Consider the following 26,737-nt stretch of genomic DNA (forward strand, 5'->3'; position numbering starts at 1 on the left):
ATGTTCGTTGATGTAAGTGAAAGAGTAAGGAGGGAAGAGATGTTTACGATGTGGCAACGTTTAAAAAACAGAGACGAACAAGCGTTACAACAAATTATTCATACGTACGGATCTTATGTAAAAGCAATTATGTATGCGATTTTAAAGAGAGATGATCTCGTCCAGCTTTGTATGAATGATGTATTTTGGTCTGTATGGCAAAAATCAGATCAATTTAAAGGGGAAGAAGTGGACTTCAAAAAATGGATTGGAACGATTGCGAAATATAAGGCGATTGATTTGTATCGTCAAGAACAAAAGCGACATGCTCATCAAAGCGATGATGAAATCATGCTATCTATTCATAGTACCGAGCAGACGTATATGAACAAAGTTGACCGTGAGACACTGTTGTTTGAAATCAGCCAGTTAGCGCCGCCGAACGGCGATATTTTCATTATGAAATATTATTTACAACTGAGTAATCAACAAATTGCTGATGCTTGCCATATGACGAAGGCAGCAGTTGACCATCGTCTTTTACGCAGTAAGAAGAAACTCGCAAAAAATAAACGGCTGAAGGAGATGCTCCAATGAAAAATGATGAACTAGAAAAATTATTGAAACTCAATGTAGATGACATCTCACCAGACCCGATGACAGCAGAAGAAAAAGAGCAGTTAAAAAGAGCGGTACTAGCCTACCAACCTCAAAAAAAGAAAAAGAAAAATCGTGCTGTGTGGGGTGCGGTAATGTTCGCTGCGCTCATTCTTTTTTCTGTGCTAGGCATTCGTTTTTCTTCTACGATTGCGATGGCAGCATACCAGCTTCCTTTTTTAGAACCGTTCGTGAAATTAGTTGCGACAGATAGAGGAATGAAAGATATTATCGAACAACAATACGTTGAACATATTAATATAACTGCTGAGAAAGATGAGCTAAAAGTGACGATTCAAGAAGCCATTGCAGATGAATCTGGCATTATTCTTTATTTTGAATCGAATCAAGACAATGTGTCATTACAAAGTGTGAAGACGAAAGATGGCGACGTTGCATTTACTATTATTGGAGAAAGTCTCTCTTCGGAGCACCCACGTCAAGTCGTTTCATCGGCAATTGTAGAACTTGGGACGAGTGTTTCTTTACAAAATCAATCACTTGTAGCGACATTCACGGGTAAAGAAGGGGAAGTAGACGTTCCTTTCACATTGAAAAAAGAAATACATGAAACGAAATGGTATGTTGTCAATGACTCGATCATCGTAGATCACCAAAAAATATTCATTGATAAAGTCGGTATTTCGCCGTTACGTGCGACTGTTCGACTACGTGTGGATGATCAAAATAGTAAACAAATTCTCGGAATCGAAAAGCTTGCACTCGTCGATGAAAATGGAGACAAGTGGGGAACGATTGAAAATGGTCTAGTAAGCCAAGGCGATATAGAAGACGAGATTACGTATGCGCTTCAAAGTAATTATTTCCATACACCGGAGCATTTAACACTTGAAATAGGTCGTATTCAAGCTGTTCCGAAAGAAGAAACAGCAGTCATCGTTGATTTTTCGAAAGAAAAGGTATTGAAACAACCATCTTATATGAAAGAAACGCTACACATTCGTTCGAACGGAAGTGTGACGTATACGACGAAAAAAGGTAAAAATGGTGCGACGATTAATTATTTCGAGGATGCTTTAGATGAAGATGGGAAAATGTTATCAATCCCTCGTATGCGTGGTGAAGGAACGGAGTACACAACGAAACAGCATTTCACCGTCGATTATGATGAAAATAAACCGATTGTGACGTTACCTGTCCGAAGCGCTCCACTTTATTTACAAGGAAACGGAAAGATTTCTTTATATTAAATACTTCTTAAAAGGTTTCAATTGGTTAGATTCGTATGGCGTAATATGCATGGGTGCTTGTTTCAGCCATAGAAAAAGTAGTAAACTATTTAGCACAATTCATAGGTAGAATATGATATGAGGGATTCGCTTAAAAAATTGATGTCTTTTGTTGTCACTCGGTACATTCCTTGACTATAATAAGAAGGAATGAAATGAAAAGTAGGGACAATGAATGTATATTAACTTAGTATTATTGATTACCGTAACGGTTATTAACGTATTCACACTATTTTGGGACCGGTACGTATATCGTGTGAAAGAACGCCAATTAGAAAATGCAAACGAACAGGCTATCGATCAATTAAGCAATGGGACGGAGCTACGCATCGGAAAGCCTTTATCAGAAGCTGAAAAAGAAGCAATTCGTCTCGAACTAGAAGAAGCGAAAAAAGTACCCTTTTTCAAACGCTTTAGTGGTACGAGCAAAATATTATTTATCGTCAATATTTTATTGTTGTTAACGGTTGGATACCAATACTTTCAACAATCTGAACAAGTACAAATTCAAAAAGTGTATGTGATTGACGATTATACGCGAAATTATACGCCGTTTGAATATGCTGGAAATACACCGTTATATAGTAAAAATGTGAAAGTAGAAACTGTTAAATTGTATGAAACAAAAATAAACGATGAATATTTCTTAAAAGGTTACAGTGAATTTAGCGGCAACTTTTATATTCAATTGAAAGATGCCGACCAAGAAGATGCATTACTGAAATTGAAAGAAACAGGAGAAGTCGTCAATGATAGTGCCGTCACGGTCTATGAAGGGACTGTAATGATTAACAATAAAGAAAAAAAGTAAGTTTCCTTCCGTATGGGTATACGCCAAAAGAGAAAACGACAAAAAATAATGAATTTTATATAAGATTAGGACAAAATCTTAATCGATAACAACGAGTCGTCATGATTTTAAAATCGTGGTGGCTTTTTTTCATATTGTTCTCGTTTTTCTTATGTACGGTTTGAATTCATATTTCCGCACATGAGATCGTCGGCGAAGGCTCATTTTTATGAAAATCTATTTTTTTATGCAACATACGAGAACTTTAAATTGGATTTTTATTTATAAAATAAACCTTGCTAGTCTATATTAAAAATAAACGTTCGCTTTTACAAAAATTAGGGTAAAAACATACTACTAGGAAAAGGAGTGAACACATATGGAAGCAGAAAAGATGAAAAAATTGTATATCGCGATGTGGGTTAGTTTGATCGCGATGATTGTCGTGAACATGTTAGCGAATATTATTCCATTAAATGGGCAAACAACAGGAGAAATATCGAACAACTTAAATGTATTATTTACACCAGCAGGGTATGTGTTTTCTATTTGGGGACTTATTTATTTTGCGTTAATCGTTTGGTTAATTTTAATTCGTAAAGAAGTGAAACAACAATTTTTCTCAAAAACGATTGGCATCGCCTTTATTCTTTCTTGTATTTTAAATATCGCGTGGTTAATTAGTTGGCATTTCTTATTTTTCAAAACATCGATCGTCTTTATGATTTTACTATTAATGACGCTCATTACGATTTACGTACGTTATACGAATGACGAACAAAGATTAAGCCAAAGAATGCCTTTCTCAATTTATTTAGGATGGATTTCGGTAGCAACGATTGCGAATATTAGTTATGTTTTAAAATTTAATGAAGTATCTTTAGGTGTTTCGGAAGTCATTGGGACGTTTATTCTCATTCTCGTTGCAGCACTTCTTGCGCTTGCAGCCGTACAAGTTTCGAAAGATTTATACTTCGTAGCGGTTGTCGTATGGGCATTAATCGGCGTATCTGTAGCGAATACGAATGGGTTACTCGTAACAGGTACAGGCATTGTTGTCGGAGTTCTCATTATTGGTAGTATTTTATTATTCATGAAACATTACCGTACGAAACATGCGTGATTTGTAATAAAAACAAGCGTTTCAAACGATTTCTTTCTACTTTATTAACAAAAGCTAGTGAAACGAATCAAAACCATTTATAATTGAAATTGATTATCACTCAAATGAAGAGTTGAAAAAAGTACTTTGCTTTAAAGCATTAGAAATGCCTGTAGAGGAACTTTTAACTGTTCAAATGATTCCTGTTCCAGCGATTCATCAATAAAATAGTAACGAATGGCCGTTTTTATCCGGAAATATTCCGTATAAAGGCGGTTTTTTCTTTTTATGAAGTAGAACGACAGTCGTGAATGAACAGAAGGAATTCGGCAGAAAAGAGCTATAAGCCCTTAAAACAATTATTAGACACTCTGTAAAAGTCTCAAAGGAAAAATTCGACTTTATTTTTGATGTGCGTACCGCTAAACGTGCGGTAGCCAAAGTGAAAAAGCTTGGTATGCCTGTGTTTTCAGCGGAATGTATAAAATCGTGCATAAAGTCTGTGTAAACACAAAAGCCACGAACGTTGATATGACAGCGTTTGTGGCTTTTTTCGTATATTCCCAAACTTTTGTTTGGGAACGTTATTTAAATTAGCCATGTATATTAGATACAAATTAAAAATGATTAAATAGTTGTCTAAGTATAATTCCTTTAGAAATAATATTAAGTATTATCCATTGACATATTGCAATATTGCAATATAATAACACTATAACACATTTAATTATTGCAATATGTTAATGCTAGGAGGTTATTAATAATGGACAATACAAATATTTTATTACGACGTCATTCTGTTAGAGACTTTATGGATAAAGAAATTGATGTCGATTTATTAAAACAAATCATCTTTGAGGCTCAAAGAGCTCCTTCGTATGAAAATAGTCAACCTTGGAAAGCTTACATCGCTACAGGAAAAACTTTAGAAAGCATTCGTGAGGTTCATAAACAGAAGGTTAAAAATAGAGAAAAGAGTTGGACAGAAGTTACACCACCTCTTAGTTGGCAAGAACATCCAAAAAATAATGTTGAGAATTATATGAAAGAAACTGAAAGTCTTATTGGAGAAAATGGCATTAAAGATTTGCTATCTCAAAATGCTATTTTATTTAATGCCCCAGCAGTTATTTACATTACAATTCCTAAAGATTCTTCTCATTACTCAGCTTATGATGTTGGAGCTTTCGGTTATGGTATTTTATTATCTGCTTATCACCACGGATTAGGAACAGTTCCTGCTTACGAAATTATTCGTTATCCTGGAGAGATTCGTGATCATTTTGATATTCCAGAAGATGAATCTATATTTATGGGAATTGCTATTGGTTATCCTACAGAAGGCAAACCGTTAAGCACATTAGTTATGTCTCGTGACAATTTAGATAATATTTTACAGATTAAAGAATAAAAAAGATCCCCTTTCTATGATTAGGTTCAGTCGCTTTAACCATGGAAAGGGGTTTTTAGATTAAAAAATTGAAATATTTCAATATATAGTAGATAATTATTTTAAATTCAAGGGAGGAACGTTATGGATAACATCGATTTAGAAATGATGGATATATTTAAAGCACTTTCAAATGAAACGAGATTGAGAATTTTAAAATTACTAAAGGATCCAGAAGCTAATTTTGGAGATGAAAATATTAAATATCCAGAAGCAAAACCGTCTGAAGTAGGGGTTTGCGTGGGTCAAATAACCGAAAAAATTGACATGAATCAATCAACAATGTCTCAATATTTATCGATTATGGCTAGAGCTGGGATTTTAATCCCCACAAGAATAGGTAAATGGACATACTATCGTCGCAATGAAGAAAAACTACAGCAAATCAGCAAATATCTAAGCAATGAGGTTTAAATTAAAGTCTACACTATTTCTATACGCTTAACCAAGCTACTTAAATGAACTTTTTATGAGTAGCTTGGTTTATTTGTTCATTGATTTATTTTAAAAGTGAGTTACTTCACTATATGGCCCTTTTCTGGAATAGTATGACTAAAATTTTTAGAGCTAAGCGCCATTTAATTCTAAAGTAATGACGCCAAATAAAAAAGAAAGTTACAAAAATTTTGATTTTGAGCAATGTTTTGAAACAGTTTTTGATGAAAATATAGCTGTTTTTTAAAGCACAATCATTCTATCTCAAAAACAGTCGTTTATAAGACGTTTATTCCTTATCGTTGTTATATCAAGTGTTTGATAATGCTACATAATGCTTAACGTTGTAAATCTGCATTTTTATGACGCTACCCCAATATGGAATAAGATTTCAATGGGTTATCTGGAAGTACATAAACTATACTTTGGAAAACGAAAAGAAAAATACAAATGCAAAAAAAGGTCATACTTTGTTTAGTAAGCTTCATCTCATTACTCCTTATTTTTTACATGCATATTATTACGTTCATGTTTTTTAACATGTTCTCTGTTTTATACATCACTATAATTATAGGAATAACAGATGAAACAACTAGAATAATTCCATATAACTCAGAATCTAAAAAATTAAAGTTTGCAAAATGCTCATATAACGCTAAAAAACTCCAATAATAGTCATTGATAAATAAACTTTTTAAATAAAGTACCAAAATATTCTTGAGCTAATAACCAACTTTCTTCATTTTTCATCGAACGTTTAGTACGATAACCTATTAACATGTTAGGTTCACTATTTTCCCTAAAACAATTAAGAAAAAGTAAACAGAGATGAAAGTCACAAAAGAGATAACTAAAAATGTCATTAATATCCTCCCAAAAACAAAATTATTTCAAAAAATATAAATATCTAAATAAAAGATATTACACATTCGAAATATAGGTATTTAATGCTACACAATTCTAATTATTTGTACGAACTAGGTACTCTAAAATTTGTAGTAACAATGTGAAATTCTACCATTTAATTACAAAAATTCAAATATGATATTGTAATTTATTTGAATTTTTGTAATTTTCAACAGTAATATATTGTTAATATAGTAAAAGTGGTAATAACTTCTCAAAATAGTTTTTAGAAAATATAAATAATAATTTCCAATTTTTAAAAATAATTTATACATTCCTATACATTTTCAGTTTACATAACACCAGATAGCAAAAGCTAGCTTTACGCTCAAAACCTGTTAGAGCAGCGTTTACAAAGAAAACCGTCTTCGCCACGTATCCATTTTTTTAAATGGGAATAAATCTTTTAAATACATAACGTTATACAAATCTGATAAAAAATTGCACAAGCTATAGAAAAAATAAAAAATAATATATTTCATAGTTACATCAAAATCCTTTTGCTGTTTGGTAAACAAAAGCAGCTGCAACAGCACCTATTTTACAAAGTGCAAAAATCGATCAGGTTTCTAACATTGACGAACGTTAGGAAAAGGTGTTTTTCTGTAAATACCGATAACACCCCTTTACACGAATTGCACATACAATTTGAATACAAAAAGGGATCTTTCATAACAAGGCCTGTTAAAGGGTTTTATCGGTAGATACAAAAAATATAATTTTATTGCTATATATCAGCCAAAATAAACAGCACTTAAGATCCCAAAGACGTATTTTTCATTGTGGCAGAAAGATTCTATAATAAAAAATGTACACAACAGTGTACGCAGCTGTTTAGGAGATATTTAATGTAAAGTCGCAGTTATTATTTTATTTATCATCGCTGATTTTATCAAGCTTATTCTCATTGAATTGGAAAAAAGTATTAAACAAATAACGAAAAATGCAACGTTTTGTTTGGAATGGAAGTGCAGTATAGTACTTTCTCTTCAAATAAAACGTTTTTTATTTATAAGAAAATATAAGGCATAATATTCGCAACTCCTACCGTTTTAGACAATAATAGAAGAAAGAGATTACATAGTTTTAGGAGTGACGAATGTGAAAAAACAATTGAAAGTTTCCGTATTAGACTTAGTTCCTGTTCGAGAAGGACAACAAAATAAAGAAGCCATTGAGCATATGACACGGTTGATTCAAAAAGTAGAACAGTACGGTTATGAACGTTATTGGATTGCAGAGCATCATAATATGGCATCTGTCGTTAGTTCTGCTACGGTTTTACTCATTCAACAAGCATTGATGCATACTGAAAAAATTCGTGTAGGTTCGGGGGGGATTATGTTGCCGAACCATGCACCACTCGTCGTCGCAGAGCAATTTGGGACGCTTGAGACGATGTATCCGAATCGCTTAGATTTAGGGCTCGGTCGTGCACCAGGGACAGATCAAGTAACAGCACAAGCTCTTCGTCGTTCTGGAAATGACAGCGTCTATTCATTCCCAGAAGATATTGAAGAGTTGTTGCGTTATTTCGGAGGAGCGACTGAACAAAAATACGTTCGTGCAATTCCAGCAATCGGCACGAATGTACCGATTTACTTACTCGGTTCTTCCACGTATTCGGCTGTGCTTGCTGCGAAAATGGGCTTACCTTACGTTTTTGCCGCTCACTTTGCTCCTGGACAACTAGAAGAAGCCATTGCACTTTATCGTGACCGCTTTGAGCCATCCGATTATTTAAAAGAGCCGTATGTGATGATCGGAGTGAATGCGATTGGTGCAACGACAGATGAAGAAGCTGAAAAGCAATATTCGACTTCTTTCCGTTTAATGTATAATATCCGCCACAACATCCAACAACCGCTTCAGCCAGCAACAGACAATTTAGATGAAATTTGTAGCCCTTATGAGCAACAAATGATGAAACAAGCATCTGGCATTTCACTTCGTGGAACGAAAGAAACGTTAGTGCAACAAATTGAAGCATTCCAAGAGAAGTACGAAGCAGATGAAATTATCGCTGTGACGTATGTATTTGAAGAAGAAGCGCAACATGAATCGTATCGAATTGTGAAAGAAGCAATTGATACGTACAATGAACAAGCTTAAAAAATGGGGGGAATACAACATGACAATTTATGATATTGACGTAACATTAGAAAACGGTGAATCGTATTCATTAGAAAAATACAAAGGACATCCGCTCGTAATTGTAAATACGGCTACAAAATGTGGTTTAAGCGGTCAATTTGATGAACTTCAAAAATTATACGATACGTATCATGAACAAGGACTTGAAGTACTCGGATTTCCGTCAGATCAATTTAAGCAAGAATTATCAAATGGCGCAGATGCAGCAGAAGCATGTCGCTTAAGCTACGGGGTAACATTCCCGATGCACGAACTCGTGAAATTAAACGGTTCAGAAGCACATCCTTTGTTCCAATTACTGACATCTGAAACGAAAGGCGTATTAGGAAGCAAAGTAAAATGGAACTTCACGAAATTTTTAGTGGACGGTGAAGGACATGTCGTTAAACGTTTTGCACCAACAGCATCTCCTACGCAAATGAAAGAAGATATCGAAAAATTATTATAGTGAAATAGAAACACGCCTAGATTCATTTTCTTAGCGTGTTTTTTGTTGCAATAAAAACGTTATATCGCAGCGAATCCTATTACAACACTTTAAAAGAAGGCATTCAGTTTAATAGATTGAATGTTTTTTAGCGAAAATAATAGATCATCTACGTATTTTGATGTGAAAATGACATAAATTTTATGAAAATATCATAAAAAATACTTTTTTGAAATACTTGTTACGTAGTTTAAAACACGTCAACATCTTGTAATTGAAGCTTAATTTTCATGGATTTTGTTTATTAGTAAACTAAGTTAGAGAAGAAATAGATGAAAGTATAGGGGCTGTAAAGATGTTGAAAAGTAAAATCTTTATTTTTTCAATAACACTTGTCGTGTGTAGCGTCATTGCCATCGTTGTGATGAATCAAGATTCTACATCTGAAAAGATGACTAAAGACATAAAAAATACAGAGCCGTTGGAGGAATCTCAAGATTTCGAAGAATTTGTAACGATTTTGTCTGAGCAAGAAAATTCATCTGAAGAGACAGATGGACATGCAATTGTTGCAAAATTAGCGGCGAATGGGGCACAAAAAGAAGTGTATTATTCACCAGATGAAGTTTTCTTATTGTTAGAAGCGTATCATCAAGCGTTACAAAAAAATGTGAATACCGCACCTCCTAAAATGGAAGATACCGTAGAAGCGGTTTCTGAGACATTGCAATCGCCATCATTGAATAGCGCCCAAAAAATATTTTTAGAAAAATATTATGCGGTCGTACAAGTGATGGATGAAAAAATGGGGAAAGAAAAAAGTTGGGAAGAAAGACAATCTACGTATAAAGAAATAAGCGTATACGGCGAAGAAATGAAGAAATTGAAAAAGAAATATAAATCGAGCATTGGAGAAGTAGATTTATTTACTTCGTATGAGTACAATCGATTGTTTGCTGCTTCTTAAAAGAGACGAGCGAAGGAGAAGAGCCTTACTCAAATGAAAAAGAGGCTGGACAAAACCTACATTAATAAGAAAAGACATTCATGATTTGAGTAAAATCGTGAATGTCTTTTTTGTCTGTTGTTCTTCGTTTCAGCCGACGTTTTTCGCGGCCAAAACGAAGCGAATGTTAGTGCCTTTCTATTCACTACCTCATCGGTTACGCTAGTTCGTCACACCGACCGCTGTCCAAGCGGCATTGACTGCATTGACTTCTGTTGTACCATAAAGGTCGCTCGCTGCTTGTGCCAACGCTTTTTTCGCATCAACGAATTGTGCATTGCTCGTTAAGTATTGTGTTAAAGCACGATAGTAGATTTTCTCAGCTTTTGTTTTGCCAATTGATTGGATTGTATTGTAAGCTGCTTTGTTTGGAATCCCACTATTCGTATGAACCCCGCCCCAGTCGCCTGCAGAGGTGTTCGGTAAGTTTTTATATTGATCCATATGAGCTGGCTGACCATACAGTGCCGGGTTCGATAAGCTACGTAGTGCATCACCCGCAACTCCTGGTGTATAAATGTCTTCACCCATTAACCAATCTTCTGGATCGACGAAGTAACCAAATACGTCAGAGAATGATTCATTTAATGCACCTGGTTGATTTTCATATACGAGATCGGCTGTTTTTTCCGTAACAGCATGTGTTAATTCATGAGCGATTACGTCGTTCGCTCCTGAGAATTCAGAGAAGTTGACCCCATCTCCGTCCCCGTAAATCATATACTGACCTGTCCAAGCGGCATTATTGTATTTTTTACCATAATGAACAATTGATTGAATCGTTGCCCCGTTATTATCGAAGCTATTGCGATTATGTGTGTTCAAATAATAATCGTATACTTGATCGGCATAGTAATGTGCATCGACTGCTGCACGTTGATTTTGTGTTGTGAAACTCGTCGTTGAGTTCGTCACTAAACTAGCAGATGAAGTCGTATTTTTCGCATCGTATGTGACAATTTTACCGCTATGTGTTGTATCCGTTAATGAATAGCCACCTGATGCAGTTGAAATGTTAATAGACTTCGTATCGCCTTTCGTGCCAATCCCTGTACCTGTCACTTCTTGAAGTAAGTTTCGTTTTGAAAGAACTTTACCCGTTTGTGCATCAACTTGAATTTGCCATCTGGAAGCAGTTGGTTCAAGGTAAACGAGTTCTACTTGGTAGACGAGTTTATTAGATGCGGTATCCACACCAAGTTCGGCTTTATGGACGACGTCATAACCTTTTACGTTTTTAACGCTCGTTGGAGATTCATTAATGGCATTAAAAGCACGGTTAATTGCTCGGTTTACTGTAATTTTTTTACTGTTTGAAACGGAAGCCTTTGGAGCGTTTAAATCTCCATTTACGAAAACAACACGATCATTTGAATCGACGTGAACTTTAATTTCTTGATCTGTTGCATAAGCAGAATTTACTTTTGGTTTTAATGTATAGTGCGTATAGTTGAGGTCATCTTTTTCGGTATTGACGACCTCATATTGTGCATAGTTTTTTGTAACATCTAAAGATTGAGGCAAACTTTTTAAAATAGATTTCGCTTCAGAATCACTTGATACTTCAAGCTTTGTTAAGGATTTTGTTGATGATGAATCGATTGATTTGGACGTTTGTGCTTCTGCGACGGTCCCAGTCCCAAGAAGCAAAAGTAAAGATGCTGCAATACTCGTTTTCCACAATTGTTTGTTTTTCATTAAACCAACTCCTTAAAATTTTTAGAATATTAAAAAAACTATTCTTGGAAATATATATTAAAGAATATAAAATGATTCGTCTAGTGTATTTTTTCACTTTTTTAAAAATATACCAATTTAATTACTCGGCATTAACAGTCTAATGTACTAAAATCGTCAAAACGTATTCTATTTTCCTTATACTTCAAGATGCGATTTATTTTGTAAAATAAAAATGGTCAATAAGACTTAAACGTAAAAAGACATTTCCAAAATAAAAAAGTAGGAAGTGCTAAAGTAAATGGATAGATGAATGGACATATTAAAATTTTTAAAGTGCGAAACATTTTAGTTTGAAATGGTTTTACATCGTTCCATTTTATAGTAACTGCTAAAATACTTAAATTTAGACAAAATGAAAACCACCTTTCTCCAGTGGAATACCGGAAAAAGGTGGTTTAAGAAGGTTTCGGCTAAAAAGAAAAGTCTTTTTTAGTTGAATGCTTATTGTTTTTTAAGGTTTGATTTTAAAACCCAACCGTAAGGAATATTTTCTTCTAACTGAGCTTTCGTATAAGAAATATTGACGAAAACATACGTGTTTTTATCAAATTTTACTTCTTTGTAAATGCGTAATTTTTGACCTGCTTTTAGCGTGTCTAGTGTGTACATAGCATTTGCATATTCTTTACCGAAAGAATATTTTACAGAAGTTTTCTTCGTTGTTACGTATACTTGGCGTTGTTGTTCAGCCGTATATTTTTTCACTTTTGGCGAAACATTTTTTAATTTGCTCGCAGGTACGAAGCCCATTGAAAAATCTTTCATTACTGTACCTTCATAATACTTTTTGTTGTTTACATAAACGTGACCTGTTGGTACAAATGAGGCACCTTTTCTAAAGAAGCTATCCATATCTGGATCGAAACGGTCGAAGCGAACGGTATCCATATTAGAAATGACATTTTCTTTTAATGTGTAGCGCTTTGTGTTACCTAAGTACGTGCGTAATGCTTTCATAACAGAAGCATCAGAAAAGTCATCGTCTATTTTCATTCCGAAAAATGAATCACCGAGCGCCTTTTCGCCTTTAATTGTAATTTTATTTTTTTTCGTTTGGCTTACTTTTACGTAGCCACGATATGTTTTGTAAGAATTCTCGAATTGGTTCATTGATTTCATTAAATGACCATTTGAATATTCAATTGAATAGTATTTCACTTTATTATATTCTACGGTATCAATTTTTTTAATATATGTACCTTTTGGTAATTTACGTGCTACTTTTTTCTTTTTAATGTTCGTAAAAGAAGAATAAACAGGTGTTACCGCAGTCGTACTAATTTGTGTTGTGATACGAGAATCTTTTGTAGCAGCTTGCGCAGTCGTTGTCGGTGCTACTTTTTCGACCATTGCTGGTACGTATGTTGAAAATAATAATGTACCGGCGATAACTGTCGAACCGATCACTTTGCTCCAAGTATTTGGCATGATATTTCCTCATTTCATTCGTTTTTAAGTGTTAAAAGCTTATAGAATAATTATATGCTATTTTTGATAAAAAAAGGTTATTAAATTACAAAAATATATGAAAAATTACAAAAACATGATGATTGTATGACTTTTTGAAGATTTTTGTCATATTGAGGAAGTCTTTAGTGGGAATAAAAAAGAGGTTAGGACAAAATCCTAACCAAATAGAAGGGGGTTGTCATGATTTCAATATCATGACAACCTTTTTGCATATGCGTATTTGTATTGTTCTTGTTTTGGACGATGCTTTTTGCGGGCACGGCTCCAACTCATTTTTCGGAATTAGCGAAAAAAATGGATTTTCAGCGCATGCGGTTCCAAAGAAGTGTCGCCATCCGCTTCGAACAAACTATCATCAAGAAACAGGCTGTCCTTCTTATCATCCAAAAAATGGGCAACGCTGCAACAAAAGCTTTCAGAACTAGAAACAAGTAGCAATGGATAATAAACATAACGCTGTCGACAGGCAGCCTCATGTTTATTTACGTTATGAGAAATGATGTCCCGTTCTCGTTCGAGAAATATTGTATAAAATTAGTAAGCTAACCAACTAGCATCTGCAGCGATGACTTGACCGTTGACAAAGCTTGAAGCGTCTTTGGGGAAGATAATTTTGGCAATGCTTATTCTGCAAATGCGATTATTGGGCTCATCATCGAGTGGTATCGAAATGATTTTGAGCAGACGGTCGAGGAGATGAATACGTACTTGTACAATGTCGTCAAAGAAGTGAATGAACATTTTCCATGCGCTTAAATATTTACGCTGCTTCATATGGAATGGTATAATTTTGAAAAAATACGTTGAGGTGGCGAGATGAAGCTAACGAAGCAAGAAAAATCATGGATTATGTACGACTGCGGAAATTCTGCCTATTCAATGGCGATTACGACCGCACTATTTCCGATTGTTTTTGGTATGTTTGATGGAACAAATGGCATGGACTACGGATATTATGCATCACTTGCCAGTATTATTATCGCATTAATGAGCCCTGTACTTGGGACCGTCGCGGATTATAAAGATAAAAAGAAGCGCTTCTTTTTATTTTTCGCGCTCGTTGGCATTGTGTCGACGTTTATGTTGGCACTCGTGTCACCAAGTTCAGGTGATTGGCAATTACTCATCGTCTTCTATATCATTTCTTGCATCGGGTTTGCGGGGGCGAACATATTTTACGATTCATTTCTCGTCGATGTAACGACAGATGAGCGCATGGACCAAGTATCAACGAGTGGTTTTGCGTATGGCTATATTTGTAGTGTTATTCCATTTGGTATTAGTTTAGCCGTTATTTTCTTTTTAGGAATGGATGCGGTGATCGGCTATCAATTAGGGTTTGTAATTACCGCACTTTGGTGGGGGTTGTTTACGATTCCGTTACTACGCGATGTACGCCAAAAACATTTTAAAGAAGTAGAGAAAAATCCGCTTTGCCAAAGCTTTAAACAGCTGTTTCAAACGTTTAAAGATATTCGCCATTATAAAGTCGTCTTCTTATTTTTACTCGCATACTTTTTGTACATCGATGGCGTCGATACGATTATTAAAATGGTCGTACCGTATGCGACGACGGTACTACAATCAGATGGACTAAATACGTTTATGCTGCTCGATATTTTACTCGTCATTCAAATTATTGCGTTTCCTTGTGCGTTAATATACGGGAAACTCGCAAAGAAATATTCGACACGTTTCATGATTATCGTCGGTATTAGCACATATATTGTTTCGTGTATTGCGGCATACTTCATTTCGGAAATGTGGCACATCTTCGTGTTAGGTGCGATGATTGGGTCTGCTCAAGGGGGAATCCAAGCACTTAGCCGCTCGTACTTCGGGAAATTAATTCCGAAAGAGCGCTCGAATGAATTTTTCGGTTTTTATAACATATTCGGTAAGTTTGCCGCAATTATCGGACCTCTTTTAATGGCATTAACGACCGATATTACAGGCATTGCACGGTACAGTATTTTATCGATTATTCCGTTGTTCCTCATAGGGCTCATCGTCTTTTTATTGTTACCGAAAGAAGTGCAACGCACACCATCAAAAATATAACGTTTTCTTTCAAATAAAAGCGACACGTACCGAAATGGGTACGTGTCGCTTTTGTGAATCATTTTTTATTTCGTACAATGCTTCGCAGCGATGTAGCCGAATGTCATACCAGGTCCGAGTGTTGCACCAGGTCCAGGGTAAGATTCGCCCATAACAGAAGCGGAACAATTTCCTGCCGCATACACGCCCTCGATGGGTTCACCATTCGTTTTTAAAATACGAGCTTCCGTATCAATCACGACGCCGCCTTTCGTACCGATATCACCAGGATAAACACGCATCGCATAATACGGTGCTTCTTCAATGACATCTAAATTCGGATTTTTCAATGTCGGATCCCCGTAATACCGGTCATGTGCTGATTCCCCGCGGTGGAAGTCATGGTCAATACCTTCTCGTGCAAATCCATTGAAACGATCAACCGTTGCTTTTAACTGATTCGGTGGAATGTCCATTTTTTCAGCTAATTGTTCAATGGTCGGTGCAGATAGAACGACTTGATTTTCATAATAAGCTTCAGGGAAGTCTTGACGAGGGAATAACCCTGCGAAAATGTAGCGCTGCTTCGCCTTTTTATCTAATAGTAGCCATGCAGGAATCGTGCCTGTCTCTTTTTCGTGCTCATACATAACGTCAATAAATTCATGATACGGCGTCGGTTCATTGATGAACCGATTGCCTTCTTGGTCGACGATAATCATATTCGGAATACCACGATCCGCTACGAGGAAAAATGGGCGTCCTTTATGATCAAGGAAAGAAGGTGCGCCCCATACACGGTCCATTAAATCGAACTGTGCGCCTAATTTTTCGGCCGGGGTAATAATATCACCTGTTTGACCTGCTGGAGAAGATGACCATTCAGCATTTGTCGGTTGAGGTAAATATTTTTCACGGAACGCTTGGTTACGTGAAAAGCCCCCACTACTTAAAATAACGCCTTTTTTCGCTTGTAAAGTAATCGCTTGTCCGTCTTTTTGTGCCGTAATTCCTGTGACACGGTCATTTTCATAAATGAAATCTTCAAAGCCGCAATTTACCCAAATTTCGCCGCCGAGTTCTTTGTATGCAAGCGCTAATCGACCGATGAGTGCTTGTCCGAGTGCACCAAATTCTTTTTTCAATACGAGGTGTTGCATAAGGCGCCATCCAAGTGTTAAAGAGCGCAATTTCCCTTCCCACGTACGTGCAATCATATTCACTTTATGGAAATCTTGACCGGTCATAACGAATCCCTTCGTATCCATCGCAGGAGGACGCATAATCGATTGCCATTCACCGAGTTGTTTTAAGTCAAATAGAAGCGGCTCAATAGAACGACCACGCCCTTTGCCACCTTTTCGGTTCGGATAATAGTCTGAGTAGTTAGTTGCATAGCTATAGCGCATATGTGGGCTCACTTCATGAAGATAATCGAGCATTTCCACACCGCGATGTAAGTACGTATTTTTCATTTCATCGGATACACGATCGCCAACTGTTGAATCTAAATAAGCTTTTGCTTCTTCAAACGTATCAGCGACACCGGCTTCTACGAGATAGCGATTGTTCGGAATCCAAACACCGCCTCCTGAAAGGGCAGAAGCTCCGCCGAATACCGCTTCTTTTTCAATGAGCAGCGTTTTTAAACCTTCATTTTTTGCTGTAATTGCAGCTGAAAAACCGCTTGCGCCAGAACCTACGACGATAACGTCATATTGTGCATCCCAATTCACCATACAAATTCCTCCTAATATCCTTATTTATCCCAAATATAACAAGAAAATAAAGCGAGTACAACTCTTTTATTTACCCTATGATAGCGCTTGCAAAATGGGTAGAGAGTTGCTACACCGTTTGGAAGTGAAGAGATAATTTTTTTAAATATATTTAGAAAGAATGTGTAAACTCGATGACTATAACAAGTGAGGGAATTTCATGTATTTAGTGAATGCTCCCTCTGTACGCGTATCAAACGAATGATTTCATAAGTTGGCATCATTTGCATTGTTCATGGCACGTTATGCGATCGGATAGCACGTCATTGTTTATTACAATACGTATAACAAGTAAACGAAAAGGGAGTTGTTCACATGAAAGTGATTTTATTAAAAGGGGCAAGTAGTAGTATGCTTCGAAGTACGCGCTTGAAGGATTTAGTCATTGCTTGCGTATGGAAGTAGCGGATTTTGGAATCGACGTCGTATTAATCGAGCCAGGCGGTGTCAAAACGGATTGGGGAATGATTGCCGCTGACCATTTAGCGGAAAGTTCTAAAGGTGGTGCGTATGAGTACTAATACGTTCATAACTCCTTTCATTAGTATTTGTACCAACTTCATCTTATATCTAAAACACTTCTGAAGAGTACATCTTACGGAAGTGTTTTTCTTTTATATGTGGTACAGCATCGCAGTGTTCCTTCTAAACAAAAAAATATTACTTCCTCTTTTATCGTAAAAAATCGTGCTGATTTATAAGCAGGTTTTATTATTTACATTATTTGCTTTTTCGCGTAATCCCTTATTATCGGAATTAGCAAAAGAATAGAATTTTTGTATGTGTTTTTATTCTTTATTAATTTAAGATAACTTAATAAAACTAGGTTAACTATATTTATTTTGAAGGTTTTAATATGGTTAACTTTGGTATCGTGAATATTGATCGTTTGATTGTTGCGCATAAAAGCTAATGTGAGCTACTAGAAGTTGATTTTTATTGCTACAGACAGTCTATATGAAACAAAACGGTTCCCATACTTAATGAAGCTATTGATTTGTTTGAAATGAGGAAGAAATAGGAATAGAAATACTTTTACGGGGTGTCCGATCTTTACAGACACAATAAAAAAACGACATGCTAGTTTAATAGCAATGTCGTTTTTTCTCATGATTGTTCTTTTTCTACATTTTAGATAGCGTATAAAGATAACGCAATATCACTGTTTCTATTTATACGTAGTCACAAATCGAGGTTTTCGTAACTTTATAGTTTTCATCTTGTAATAGATAGACATCTGCATCATACGTATAAGCTGCTCACTTCTACATTTACATTCTACTAACCAAAAAATATTAACTATTAGTCAATTATCTCGCTTATTATCTCTGAAAAATTATTTTCCAATGAATCCACACGATAAAATTCATCATTTGAATAGAGGGTAACAGAGCAATTTGTAGGATCTGAAACGAAAAAAACTGCTGAAGAATCGTCCAAATTTTTAAACAACCATCCTTTTGAACTTTCAACGCTATTAATTTCTATATTTTTAAGTGGTGTAAAAAAGGAAATATCCCCCATTCTAGGTGTTATCATATCAACCAATGGAAATGTTTTAATCAAATTCTCAATATTATTGATATCTACTCTAGCAAATAAATAGGAATTTGCTCTGAATAGTTGTAGATGATGAAGTTGTATATTGTTCTTATTGCAATATTCAACTATATTTTCTTTCATAAGCAAATGAATTTGCATATAAAAATATAAATTTTCATGAGGCAATTTGTCAAAAATTGCAGGTAACATTTCTAAATTAAATTTTTTCGACTCATTAGCAAAATCGATATAATAAGAATATGGAAGTTTTTCTTTATAATCGAATGGAATCCCACTTGCGACTTCTTTTTCTGTCATTTCTTGAACTGTTATTAACATTAAAATACAACTCCTTAGTTAAATTTACTATGCCAAACCCATTTATACTATCCAATACTTCACTCGTATAGAAGCATTCATCCGTTGTATCACCGATTGTTTTCGTTAAACGTAAGCCACTTCATCGACGCCGGATGCAAGTTGGGCGAGACTTGTTAGTTTCTTTTTTTACTGGTGCAGATTCGGCTTTTGGTTTAGATGTTACTTTATCTGCGGATTGTGCATTTTCTTTTCGACTCGCACGAATTTTCGATAATTCAAGCGGATCTAGAGATTCCTCTAAGAACTGGATAGTTGTTACGGTGTCTTTTGTATAGTTTTACAAACTAAAAAAGACACCTAATTAAAGGTGTCGGTAGTGACTCCTTAAAGGATAATATTTTATACTCCCATTTTTTTCTTTCCAAATATATAGAATACCTTTTATTTTGAGTTATTATCTTCTTTGAAAGTTCTATATATTATAAAATGCAATATAAACATACCTATTATTCCAGAAATCATTGCACTTATAGATTTAGGTCCACCCATATAAATATATGAAGCTATTGCTGATATTATCAAACTAATTATAGATAGTACTATAAGATATATTTGTATTTTCGAAAATGATTTAAATATATTCCTCACCTCTAATTTTTAAAATCCATTAAAATAACCATTTCTAGGATTTTTATCTTTCTTATCTAAATATTCGAAAATAGAGTCTCCTGGACTTAGCCAAAAGCCAGCTAAATTAATCAATTCTCCTACATCAGAGGATATACTACTGGCTACTATTTGAGAAACTCCTCTATTTCTTAGTTTCTTTTTAAGGTCTTTAGCAAATATAATTTTTTTGGACTTGCTTAATTTTTTCTTGCCTGCTTTGAATAGAGCTGTATCAATTCCTCCAAAGAACGTCGACGATGCCATAATTATCGCTACATTAATCGCTCCTACAAGAACACGCTTTGAATTATACCACGCATTTTTCAAGCTTTTTTCCCATTCGGATCCGATGCCTTACAATTACCTACTTCGTCACAAGCATATGTATTAATTGTGCCATCTGGTATAGTTTCTTTTGTTAATTGATTATTGGCATCATAAACAAAGCTGCTCACTTGCCCATTCGCATCGGTTTGTGAAATGTTGCCAGCCTTTGTATATTCATAACCAATTTTAAATGGTTGCTGCGTTTTCGTTATATAGTTCAATGGCTCTAAGTAGCTACAGAAAAAGCATTACCCTGAGCATCCTTAAAAGAACGCTCACTAATCATGCTTCAATAGAATAGTTACATTTCATATCAGAATTCTTCTTTAATCACAGGATTAGAATATAAATAAATTAATTTGACCTATTTATTTCTATTATTTTCTTTTTCTAAAAATAGATGGAATTTATCCTGTGTTTTTTGTGACGACTCAACAGCTTTACATAAATATCGCTACTTAATTTTTTCTAACATGCTTATTTGCAAAAAATAAATGTCTAAATTTATCGCTAGAATATAATTCATCAAACCAAGGAGATTTTAACAACTCCTGTATATTCTTATCTATTTTTTTGGTATTTAGACTATCCCTCGTAATTGGGAATACAGGACCCAAAAACATTAAAATAAACATTACTATCTTAAGGATAAAAGGTGGTATCTTTATGATAGCTATTAGTATATTCATTAGTATTCGTTTTAACATGTTAAGTCTCCTAAGTTAAATTCTCTTTTTAATATAACGAGTCACAGCCTTTTTACCACCAGACGTTATAAACGTTTCTTAATTTAATGTAGGCTTTCTTCCTTTAGCAATAGTATTAAGAATAGATGCTTTAGGACCATCTGCATCATACGTATAAGCCGTCTCATTTTTCGTCGCAATTTGATTGGCACCAGTATACGTGAAAGCTGCTTTCTCACTATTCACTTCGGATGTTGTGCGAATAACCACTGCGTCATATTTCATCTTCTTCTTTAATAACAGGTATATTTTGATATGGGTGATCTGAAAAATTAGATATGAAGTCAAAACCTACACCGTCATGACCTACCCACAAATGATATTTATAATTATCTTCAGTATAATCTAAAATAAATCTAGCTAAACCAATATCGCTATGAAAGTCTATTTCTAATGTTCGTTCATTAGAAAATACGATACTTTCATTATTAAATGCATCTAAATAAGCCTCAGAAAAATGGGTCTTGAGTTCTTCTATATTATTAATATCCACGACATAATAATAACTTCTATTACTCAATTTCGTCCTCTCTGCTTTATTAGATAGATTAATTTCACCTGAACCGCTTATTCCGTGAATATAAAATGGGTATAAATTTAATTTCTCTAAAAAAATTTTTAAACATATACTATTAACATCATTTCTAAAATCAACATAAGTATTCAGATAAGTATAACTATCCAGATCAATAGAATTATCCAGATCAATAGTATTCAGTTCGTCTTCTTCGGGATCAACTTGACAATAGAAACTAGTTATGCCCCTTTTTTTATTTTTAAAAATATATGAAAAGTCTTCTCCAACTAAAAAATCATTTAATGTAATACTCATTACCATACCACCTTATAATTTTTTGATGTTTTTATATACACATTTCCCGGTATGAATTCACCTATTGAATTGATTCAACGAATACGTAATCGCACCGCCAGTTACTGATTTGGGCGCAATGATTTCTTTCTGTTCCGTTAGATACCAAATAGGCATCTTATTTTTTTAACATTAAATAATTTTTCTGCTTTACTAATTGTTGTTCCCATAAAACCAAAAATTCTCTTTTGTTTTTTTCTGTCACATTGAAAGTAGTGATTATAAACTCTAAATCAAATATGATATTTGAAAAATTTTTAAAATCCCCTATTAAACTGTATAATTTATATGTAATATCTAAAAATAGCACGAAATTTCCTTCATTTTCTACCGCCCGTTGATACATCCATAATAAGTATATATATACGTACTTGTTCTCACATTTGATCCTAAATTCCGAATCCCCTAGGAACAGATTTTAGTAGATTAACTCACCAAGAAATCTTTAATTTCCTATTGAATTTTAATCGAGTTCCTAAAAAAGTACTTAATCTCAATACGCCCTTTGAGGTATTTCTAAATTATTTATCCCGTTCGACTTGAGTTGACAATTTATAATAACATTCGTTTATTTTGTCTAAAATTTCATGGTTTTTAGAACGACAGTATATCCCCATTTCAAAATCACTGTCTTTTATTAGAATCTTTTAACCGATGGCGCTTAATTAAGTTTATTGAGTACGATTAGTTTCGTCCATATTTTTTGATAGTTTGATTTCCTCTGTCCAACTTGGTGTAGACTATCCAAATCTATTATCTCATCTATTTTATTTTTTGTTCCATTGATTATAAAAACATGTATGCTGTTGTTCTAATAACATCGGCCATAGCTCCATTAACTCTTGACTATCTCGCATATTATATGACCACAATTCTAATAGTACAGGTAAAAATTCTTGCGCGGGCTTGGAAGGTGCACGAAAATCTTCTATAATAAAGGCTAAAACGCCTTCATATCCCTGGTCGCGCTCCACTTTATCTTCTGATAAATCACAAAAATACTTATTCATCTTTATTAATACATCACTTTCAAGTGGATATTGATAAATATAAGCTAAAATCACATATAAATATTTATTTTTACAGTTCAATATATATTGTTTATTTATTAGTAGGTTTTTGTCTATTATTTTTTCAATTAGTTCTTTTATTTTCTTTTTCTCTACGAAAATTTCAGATTTCATAATAGAAGCTAACTCAAGTATTTCATCTGAGTACACACCGTTTACAACTTCCGATTCTGCTAATTCAATTAGTGTTTCATCCGAAATAAATCGATTCTCCCGTCCCCAATAAAGTTCCGTCCAACTGAATATAACCTCGCTTTTTTGAATAAATGTGTACGGTAAATTTATCTCCAATACATTTTTAGGTATATCATAAATTTCGTTTCCATACATGTTTTCCAATTTGGAAACCACCTTTCTATAAAATTATATTTGAAAAATAGCTCGTTGTGCCTTGCGTCCACATTTGATGAGTAATTGGACTTTCGATATTAATAATATAATGAACCACACCTTCTTACCCTTTATGAAGAGCACGTACTTTGAGATGGGTATACATATGGCCATACTTTCCTCGTTTCACATAAACTCTGCCTTTACTTAATTGTTTAACGCTTAAGTATGATATATTCATCATTTTTCTCAAAAGCATTACCCTGAGCATCCTTCAAAGAACGCTTCCTAATAATGCTGCAATAAAAACTGTTACATTCTACAATAGAACGCTTCTTAATTCTTACACAACCTCTTCTGGACTGCTTTATCAGATATAGGAATAGTCTTCTGCATCCAGAATCTCATGTAATTCAATATTCATTACCATAACACCTTATAATCTTTTGATGTTTTTATATACACATTATTTACACAAAATCTCTCCATTCGGAGAGCTACAACGACTCTGTATTCTCACCACTTACACACCGTAAGTTCATTTAACTCCAGTCTAAAATGGAATATTTCATTTTTTCCTATTTCTCGCACTAGAACGCGTTCTGAACTAGTAGTAGGAAGAGTGAATTCCACATTTTCAATACTCTCCAATAGAAAAAAGTCCAACTATTACTATATTCATTTTCACACATCAGTTCCCATACGTCCGCATTATAAGAAGTGTGATTAATTGAAAGTAACTTAAAAAACGCATTTTCAACGATAACATGAGAGTTTAACAATGTTTTATAAATCGGGAACGTTGGGATCTGAATGATTAAATTATATTTTTCTCGTAACAATTCCAGGATCATTTTTTACTATGTACGGTGTCATCTAGAGTAACTTCATTTGGTATATTTTCTACTAAAAAAGGGAGTGAGAATTCATTTTCGAATATGTCTTCCAATTGTAGAATTTCATTTTTTAAAAAAGATTCTTTCATGTAGTGCCTCCTTTTGTAGTTTTTATCTCTTGAGAGGTTCTTTCTTTCACTTAGGATGCTATGTTATAGATTCTCTTTCTATAATAGTATGTTTGATAAATGGTTTGTTATGCCAAATCCAAATAATTGTCCTATTGCTGGATTTATTAATTTTGTTCGTTGTTATAATTTCAAACAAAGATCATCTGTTATACATGCTCTAATCTAAATTCAAAATGCTACTGAATGAACTGCTTTTCGTAAATTTCTAATTCTTTTTCGCACGCTAATAAAAAAAAGCGTACGTTTGTGTCACTTTGATTTTGAATGTTTTCAAGAATTTTACGCATTGTATGAGGATAAGGTACGTTGTCATCTGTAAGCCCACATTTTCGAACTAATTTATCGACAGTTAATTTATCGTATTGTTGACGTTGTAAATATTTTAAATTAAGAATCCAAAGCTTAATTAAATGATAGGTAGGGTTATTAATAAATTTACTGGAAGGCTTATATAACGAATCAGAAACGAGTTGAACATCAATATTCCAAAAAATAGAGGTGTTTTTGAAGTAAAAAGTAACAACATACTCATGAGGTAGTAAACTAGTAGCCCAATCGAAAAATTCAATTTCAAAACGATCGTCAGTGTGTTGCAAAAGAAGAGCAACAAATGTTTCTATATTCGAAAATGTTCCTTCAATAAGTAAATCAATATCAGAAAATCGGTCAGTTTTCCCAGATACTATGCTTCCTCTTAATGCAACATTAGTCACTTCAGGAAAGTGATCGAAATGATTCAGTAGTTCTTGTATCAATACTTCTCTGTTGGTATACAATTCATTCACCCCTATATGATTTTTTGATGTGCCCTTTATAGAAAAAATGCCGCTCTGAGTATGCCAGAGCGGCGCTTTTTATTTCTCCGCTTCTCCTATTTAATCCACTAAAACCGTTTTCGGTCGTCATTTAAAATTAGAAAAGGCAATTGAAAATAACGCCAAAAGCACAAGTGTGTCGCCACTCTATAAAATTGCGAAATAAATGTCTCTACCGCTTCTGACGTTATTCTATGTCGTTATGGAATGCACTAAATTTATCGGTAAGATTTATTTTAGTGACGAAGAAGCGACTACCAAGCTAGAAAAAATAGTTTTTTATGTTGGTTGGTCGCAACGCTTACGTACTGTATTTATACGTATCATCCTATGTAGAAAACGTATCATTTTTATTACGTTAAGTATAACATCATGATTCTGAAAAGCCCCTACAAAATTAGGTATTCCAAGGATGCCTTACAACACCCCTTTTGTATAATACAAAATTTCCCATTATAACAATTTAATGATAGAATATTTTTATATTACAAAGAGGTGATTTTTTGAGAGTTTTTTATGTCATGTTGATAGGTGGAATAAGCGCGATTATAATTGGCTTTTTCTTTCATGATATTTCTTTATTATTCAGATTTTTATTAGGTATAGTGATAGGCTTTTTAATCATTGCATTAAAAAAATATACGAAACGTGCTACTTACAAATAGAATGATCCCCTCTACAGCTTTGCTTCAAAATATTTATAAGCTATTATCAATTATTAATGTATACTGATCAGAATCAACTTCATGCTGTAAAATGAAAAATTGATTATTTGAATAGGTTATATCTTCTTTTTCCGGGTCTACATTGTGTTTAGATTTTAGAATTTGTTTCTTAAATTGATTATTGTCTAATGTGAAAATATAGAATTTGTTATTTTTCAATGTTATAAATGAATTTTCATCATAATATTTTAAATAACCTATATCTCCTTTGTTTTCATTTGGAAAAGCATTGATTGCTCTTTTGTTTTTCAAGTCATACATCATTAATTTATTTAATTCTAAATGCTCTTCGTCTGTATAGTCTACATATGCAATAAAGTCCTTATTAACTAGCGTTGGCCATCCGATTGCTGTTGTTGTTGTAGGATATGAGTTCAGTTTGTTTTCCTTGATATTATATGTTTTAAGAGCCGATGTTTTTGCTTTCTTTTCAGCATATACCATGGTGTCATTTTTAATAAAATAGTCTGAATTTAACCATTCGAAATTTTGAATAGGTTGTGCGTTTACTTGTTTTTGTTGCTCTAAATCATATGAAATGATTGACGTTTTTTTAGTGTCTTTGATATGTTCTGTCCACGTAACATACTTTCCTGAGATTTCAGGGAACTCTTTAGTGATTTTGTCATCAGTAGAACCAAATGAAATTATTTTTTGTGTTACCTCATTGTAAGCGTATAGTGAGGTATTTGTTCCAAAGTCATCGCCATCTACCCAAATAATCCACTCTTTATCGGTTTTTAAACCTTGTGTAGCTGCAACTGGATAGTTCGAATGAAAGATCGTTTCGTATTTTCCATTTTCTCGATTTATTCGAATGACTTGATTAGAAATAGAATCAGAATTTGGATCATCTACAGTAGCATAAATAAATTCTTCTGTTGTCACATAGCTTGTTGGCTCTGTATAAGGTAATTTGATCGTTTTGTTTTTTCTTCATCTTGTATAGTTAAATAAGTTGTAGGATTTTTTGTTACATCTTTTGTTTTAGTTTTTTCTTCTTTTGAAAGTATTGTTAAAAAGATAACCATCACAATTAGCAATACAACAATACTTAGAAATAATATTTTTTTCTTCAATTAATACACTCCAATTACTAAATATCAGCTT

24 protein-coding genes and 1 pseudogene are annotated in these 26,737 nt (G+C 34.0%); 11 read left to right on the top strand and 14 right to left on the bottom strand.

Annotation, left to right across the window (positions count from 1 at the left end; all coding sequences use genetic code 11):
* The first annotated feature begins 39 nt into the window (after positions 1–39).
* From KSHG_RS09995 to KSHG_RS10020, 6 genes are all read left to right on the top strand, one after another.
* The gene (locus KSHG_RS09995) at positions 40–576 is read left to right on the top strand and encodes a sigma-70 family RNA polymerase sigma factor (protein ID WP_010305472.1); all 537 of its coding nucleotides are present in this window, start codon (positions 40–42) and stop codon (positions 574–576) included.
* Complete coding sequence (locus KSHG_RS10000) at positions 573–1,847, top strand: DUF4179 domain-containing protein (RefSeq protein ID WP_010305475.1); 1,275 nt, start codon at positions 573–575, stop codon at positions 1,845–1,847. The genes KSHG_RS09995 and KSHG_RS10000 overlap by 4 nt, the downstream gene beginning before the upstream one ends.
* A 214-nt stretch (positions 1,848–2,061) precedes the next feature.
* Positions 2,062–2,697 (top strand): hypothetical protein, encoded by a 636-nt coding sequence (locus KSHG_RS10005; RefSeq protein WP_010305478.1) that lies wholly within the window; start codon positions 2,062–2,064, stop codon positions 2,695–2,697.
* Positions 2,698–3,055: 358 nt separating this feature from the next.
* Positions 3,056–3,799: a TspO/MBR family protein gene (locus KSHG_RS10010; protein WP_010305480.1), complete on the top strand. Its 744-nt coding sequence runs from the start codon at positions 3,056–3,058 to the stop codon at positions 3,797–3,799.
* A gap of 742 nt (positions 3,800–4,541) precedes the next feature.
* On the top strand, positions 4,542–5,189 hold the full coding sequence (locus KSHG_RS10015; RefSeq protein ID WP_010305483.1) for a nitroreductase: 648 nt from the start codon (positions 4,542–4,544) through the stop codon (positions 5,187–5,189).
* Positions 5,190–5,312: 123 nt separating this feature from the next.
* Positions 5,313–5,642, top strand: a complete 330-nt coding sequence (locus KSHG_RS10020; protein ID WP_010305486.1) for an ArsR/SmtB family transcription factor — start codon at positions 5,313–5,315, stop codon at positions 5,640–5,642.
* A gap of 696 nt (positions 5,643–6,338) precedes the next feature.
* Here KSHG_RS10020 and KSHG_RS19225 read toward each other — a convergent pair.
* Positions 6,339–6,443: an SdpI family protein gene (locus tag KSHG_RS19225; protein WP_083844885.1), complete on the bottom strand. Its 105-nt coding sequence runs from the start codon at positions 6,441–6,443 to the stop codon at positions 6,339–6,341.
* Between the two features lie 1,227 nt (positions 6,444–7,670).
* Between KSHG_RS19225 and KSHG_RS10025 the strand changes: the two genes are divergently transcribed.
* The 3 genes from KSHG_RS10025 (at position 7,671) to KSHG_RS10035 (ending at position 10,117) form a co-directional block, all read left to right on the top strand.
* Positions 7,671–8,681 carry an LLM class flavin-dependent oxidoreductase gene (locus KSHG_RS10025; RefSeq protein ID WP_010305491.1) on the top strand — a complete coding sequence of 337 codons (1,011 nt, stop codon included), beginning with the start codon at positions 7,671–7,673 and terminating at the stop codon, positions 8,679–8,681.
* Positions 8,682–8,700: 19 nt separating this feature from the next.
* A complete protein-coding gene (locus KSHG_RS10030; protein ID WP_010305495.1) occupies positions 8,701–9,171 on the top strand; it encodes a glutathione peroxidase in 471 nt (156 codons plus the stop codon).
* Positions 9,172–9,505: 334 nt separating this feature from the next.
* Complete coding sequence (locus tag KSHG_RS10035) at positions 9,506–10,117, top strand: hypothetical protein (protein ID WP_010305497.1); 612 nt, start codon at positions 9,506–9,508, stop codon at positions 10,115–10,117.
* A 201-nt stretch (positions 10,118–10,318) separates the two neighbouring features.
* On the opposite strand, the gene KSHG_RS10040 is transcribed toward KSHG_RS10035, so the two are convergent.
* Positions 10,319–11,854 carry a M4 family metallopeptidase gene (locus KSHG_RS10040; RefSeq protein ID WP_010305501.1) on the bottom strand — a complete coding sequence of 512 codons (1,536 nt, stop codon included), beginning with the start codon at positions 11,852–11,854 and terminating at the stop codon, positions 10,319–10,321.
* 483 nt (positions 11,855–12,337) lie between these two features.
* The gene (locus KSHG_RS10045; RefSeq protein WP_010305505.1) at positions 12,338–13,324 is read right to left on the bottom strand and encodes a hypothetical protein; all 987 of its coding nucleotides are present in this window, start codon (positions 13,322–13,324) and stop codon (positions 12,338–12,340) included.
* Between the two features lie 858 nt (positions 13,325–14,182).
* Between KSHG_RS10045 and KSHG_RS10055 the strand changes: the two genes are divergently transcribed.
* Positions 14,183–15,427 (top strand): MFS transporter, encoded by a 1,245-nt coding sequence (locus tag KSHG_RS10055; RefSeq protein WP_010305509.1) that lies wholly within the window; start codon positions 14,183–14,185, stop codon positions 15,425–15,427.
* Positions 15,428–15,492: 65 nt separating this feature from the next.
* Here KSHG_RS10055 and KSHG_RS10060 read toward each other — a convergent pair whose 3' ends face one another.
* Positions 15,493–17,145: an FAD-dependent oxidoreductase gene (locus tag KSHG_RS10060; protein ID WP_010305513.1), complete on the bottom strand. Its 1,653-nt coding sequence runs from the start codon at positions 17,143–17,145 to the stop codon at positions 15,493–15,495.
* Positions 17,146–17,549: 404 nt separating this feature from the next.
* Here KSHG_RS10060 and KSHG_RS19135 point away from each other — a divergent pair.
* Positions 17,550–17,705: pseudogene (locus KSHG_RS19135) on the top strand (oxidoreductase); the annotation flags it as partial.
* Positions 17,706–18,486: 781 nt separating this feature from the next.
* On the opposite strand, the gene KSHG_RS10070 reads toward KSHG_RS19135, so the two are convergent.
* From KSHG_RS10070 to KSHG_RS10130, 10 genes are all read right to left on the bottom strand, one after another.
* Positions 18,487–19,065: a hypothetical protein gene (locus tag KSHG_RS10070; protein WP_010305522.1), complete on the bottom strand. Its 579-nt coding sequence runs from the start codon at positions 19,063–19,065 to the stop codon at positions 18,487–18,489.
* Between the two features lie 639 nt (positions 19,066–19,704).
* Positions 19,705–20,043, bottom strand: a complete 339-nt coding sequence (locus KSHG_RS10075) for a hypothetical protein (protein ID WP_010305526.1) — start codon at positions 20,041–20,043, stop codon at positions 19,705–19,707.
* Complete coding sequence (locus tag KSHG_RS10080) at positions 20,040–20,264, bottom strand: RHS repeat domain-containing protein (protein WP_010305529.1); 225 nt, start codon at positions 20,262–20,264, stop codon at positions 20,040–20,042. The genes KSHG_RS10075 and KSHG_RS10080 overlap by 4 nt, the downstream gene beginning before the upstream one ends.
* Positions 20,265–20,828: 564 nt before the next feature.
* Positions 20,829–21,014 (bottom strand): hypothetical protein, encoded by a 186-nt coding sequence (locus KSHG_RS10090; protein WP_010305537.1) that lies wholly within the window; start codon positions 21,012–21,014, stop codon positions 20,829–20,831.
* Positions 21,004–21,621, bottom strand: coding sequence for a hypothetical protein (locus KSHG_RS10095; RefSeq protein WP_010305542.1), 618 nt, complete (start codon positions 21,619–21,621; stop codon positions 21,004–21,006). Before KSHG_RS10095 ends, KSHG_RS10090 begins: the two co-directional genes overlap by 11 nt.
* 806 nt (positions 21,622–22,427) lie before the next feature.
* Entirely contained in the window at positions 22,428–23,060 is a 633-nt protein-coding gene (locus tag KSHG_RS10105) for a DUF2247 family protein (RefSeq protein WP_235728374.1), read from the bottom strand.
* A gap of 850 nt (positions 23,061–23,910) precedes the next feature.
* Positions 23,911–24,045 carry a hypothetical protein gene (locus tag KSHG_RS19000; RefSeq protein WP_261797772.1) on the bottom strand — a complete coding sequence of 45 codons (135 nt, stop codon included), beginning with the start codon at positions 24,043–24,045 and terminating at the stop codon, positions 23,911–23,913.
* A gap of 218 nt (positions 24,046–24,263) precedes the next feature.
* Positions 24,264–24,863: a nucleotidyltransferase domain-containing protein gene (locus tag KSHG_RS10115; protein ID WP_010305554.1), complete on the bottom strand. Its 600-nt coding sequence runs from the start codon at positions 24,861–24,863 to the stop codon at positions 24,264–24,266.
* A 737-nt stretch (positions 24,864–25,600) separates the two neighbouring features.
* A complete protein-coding gene (locus tag KSHG_RS10125) occupies positions 25,601–26,515 on the bottom strand; it encodes a hypothetical protein (RefSeq protein ID WP_010305557.1) in 915 nt (304 codons plus the stop codon).
* Positions 26,512–26,706: a hypothetical protein gene (locus KSHG_RS10130; protein WP_010305561.1), complete on the bottom strand. Its 195-nt coding sequence runs from the start codon at positions 26,704–26,706 to the stop codon at positions 26,512–26,514. The genes KSHG_RS10125 and KSHG_RS10130 overlap by 4 nt, the downstream gene beginning before the upstream one ends.
* Positions 26,707–26,737 lie beyond the last annotated feature (31 nt).

It is taken from the genome of Kurthia senegalensis (assembly GCF_000285595.1).
Lineage (GTDB): Bacteria > Bacillota > Bacilli > Bacillales_A > Planococcaceae > Kurthia > Kurthia senegalensis.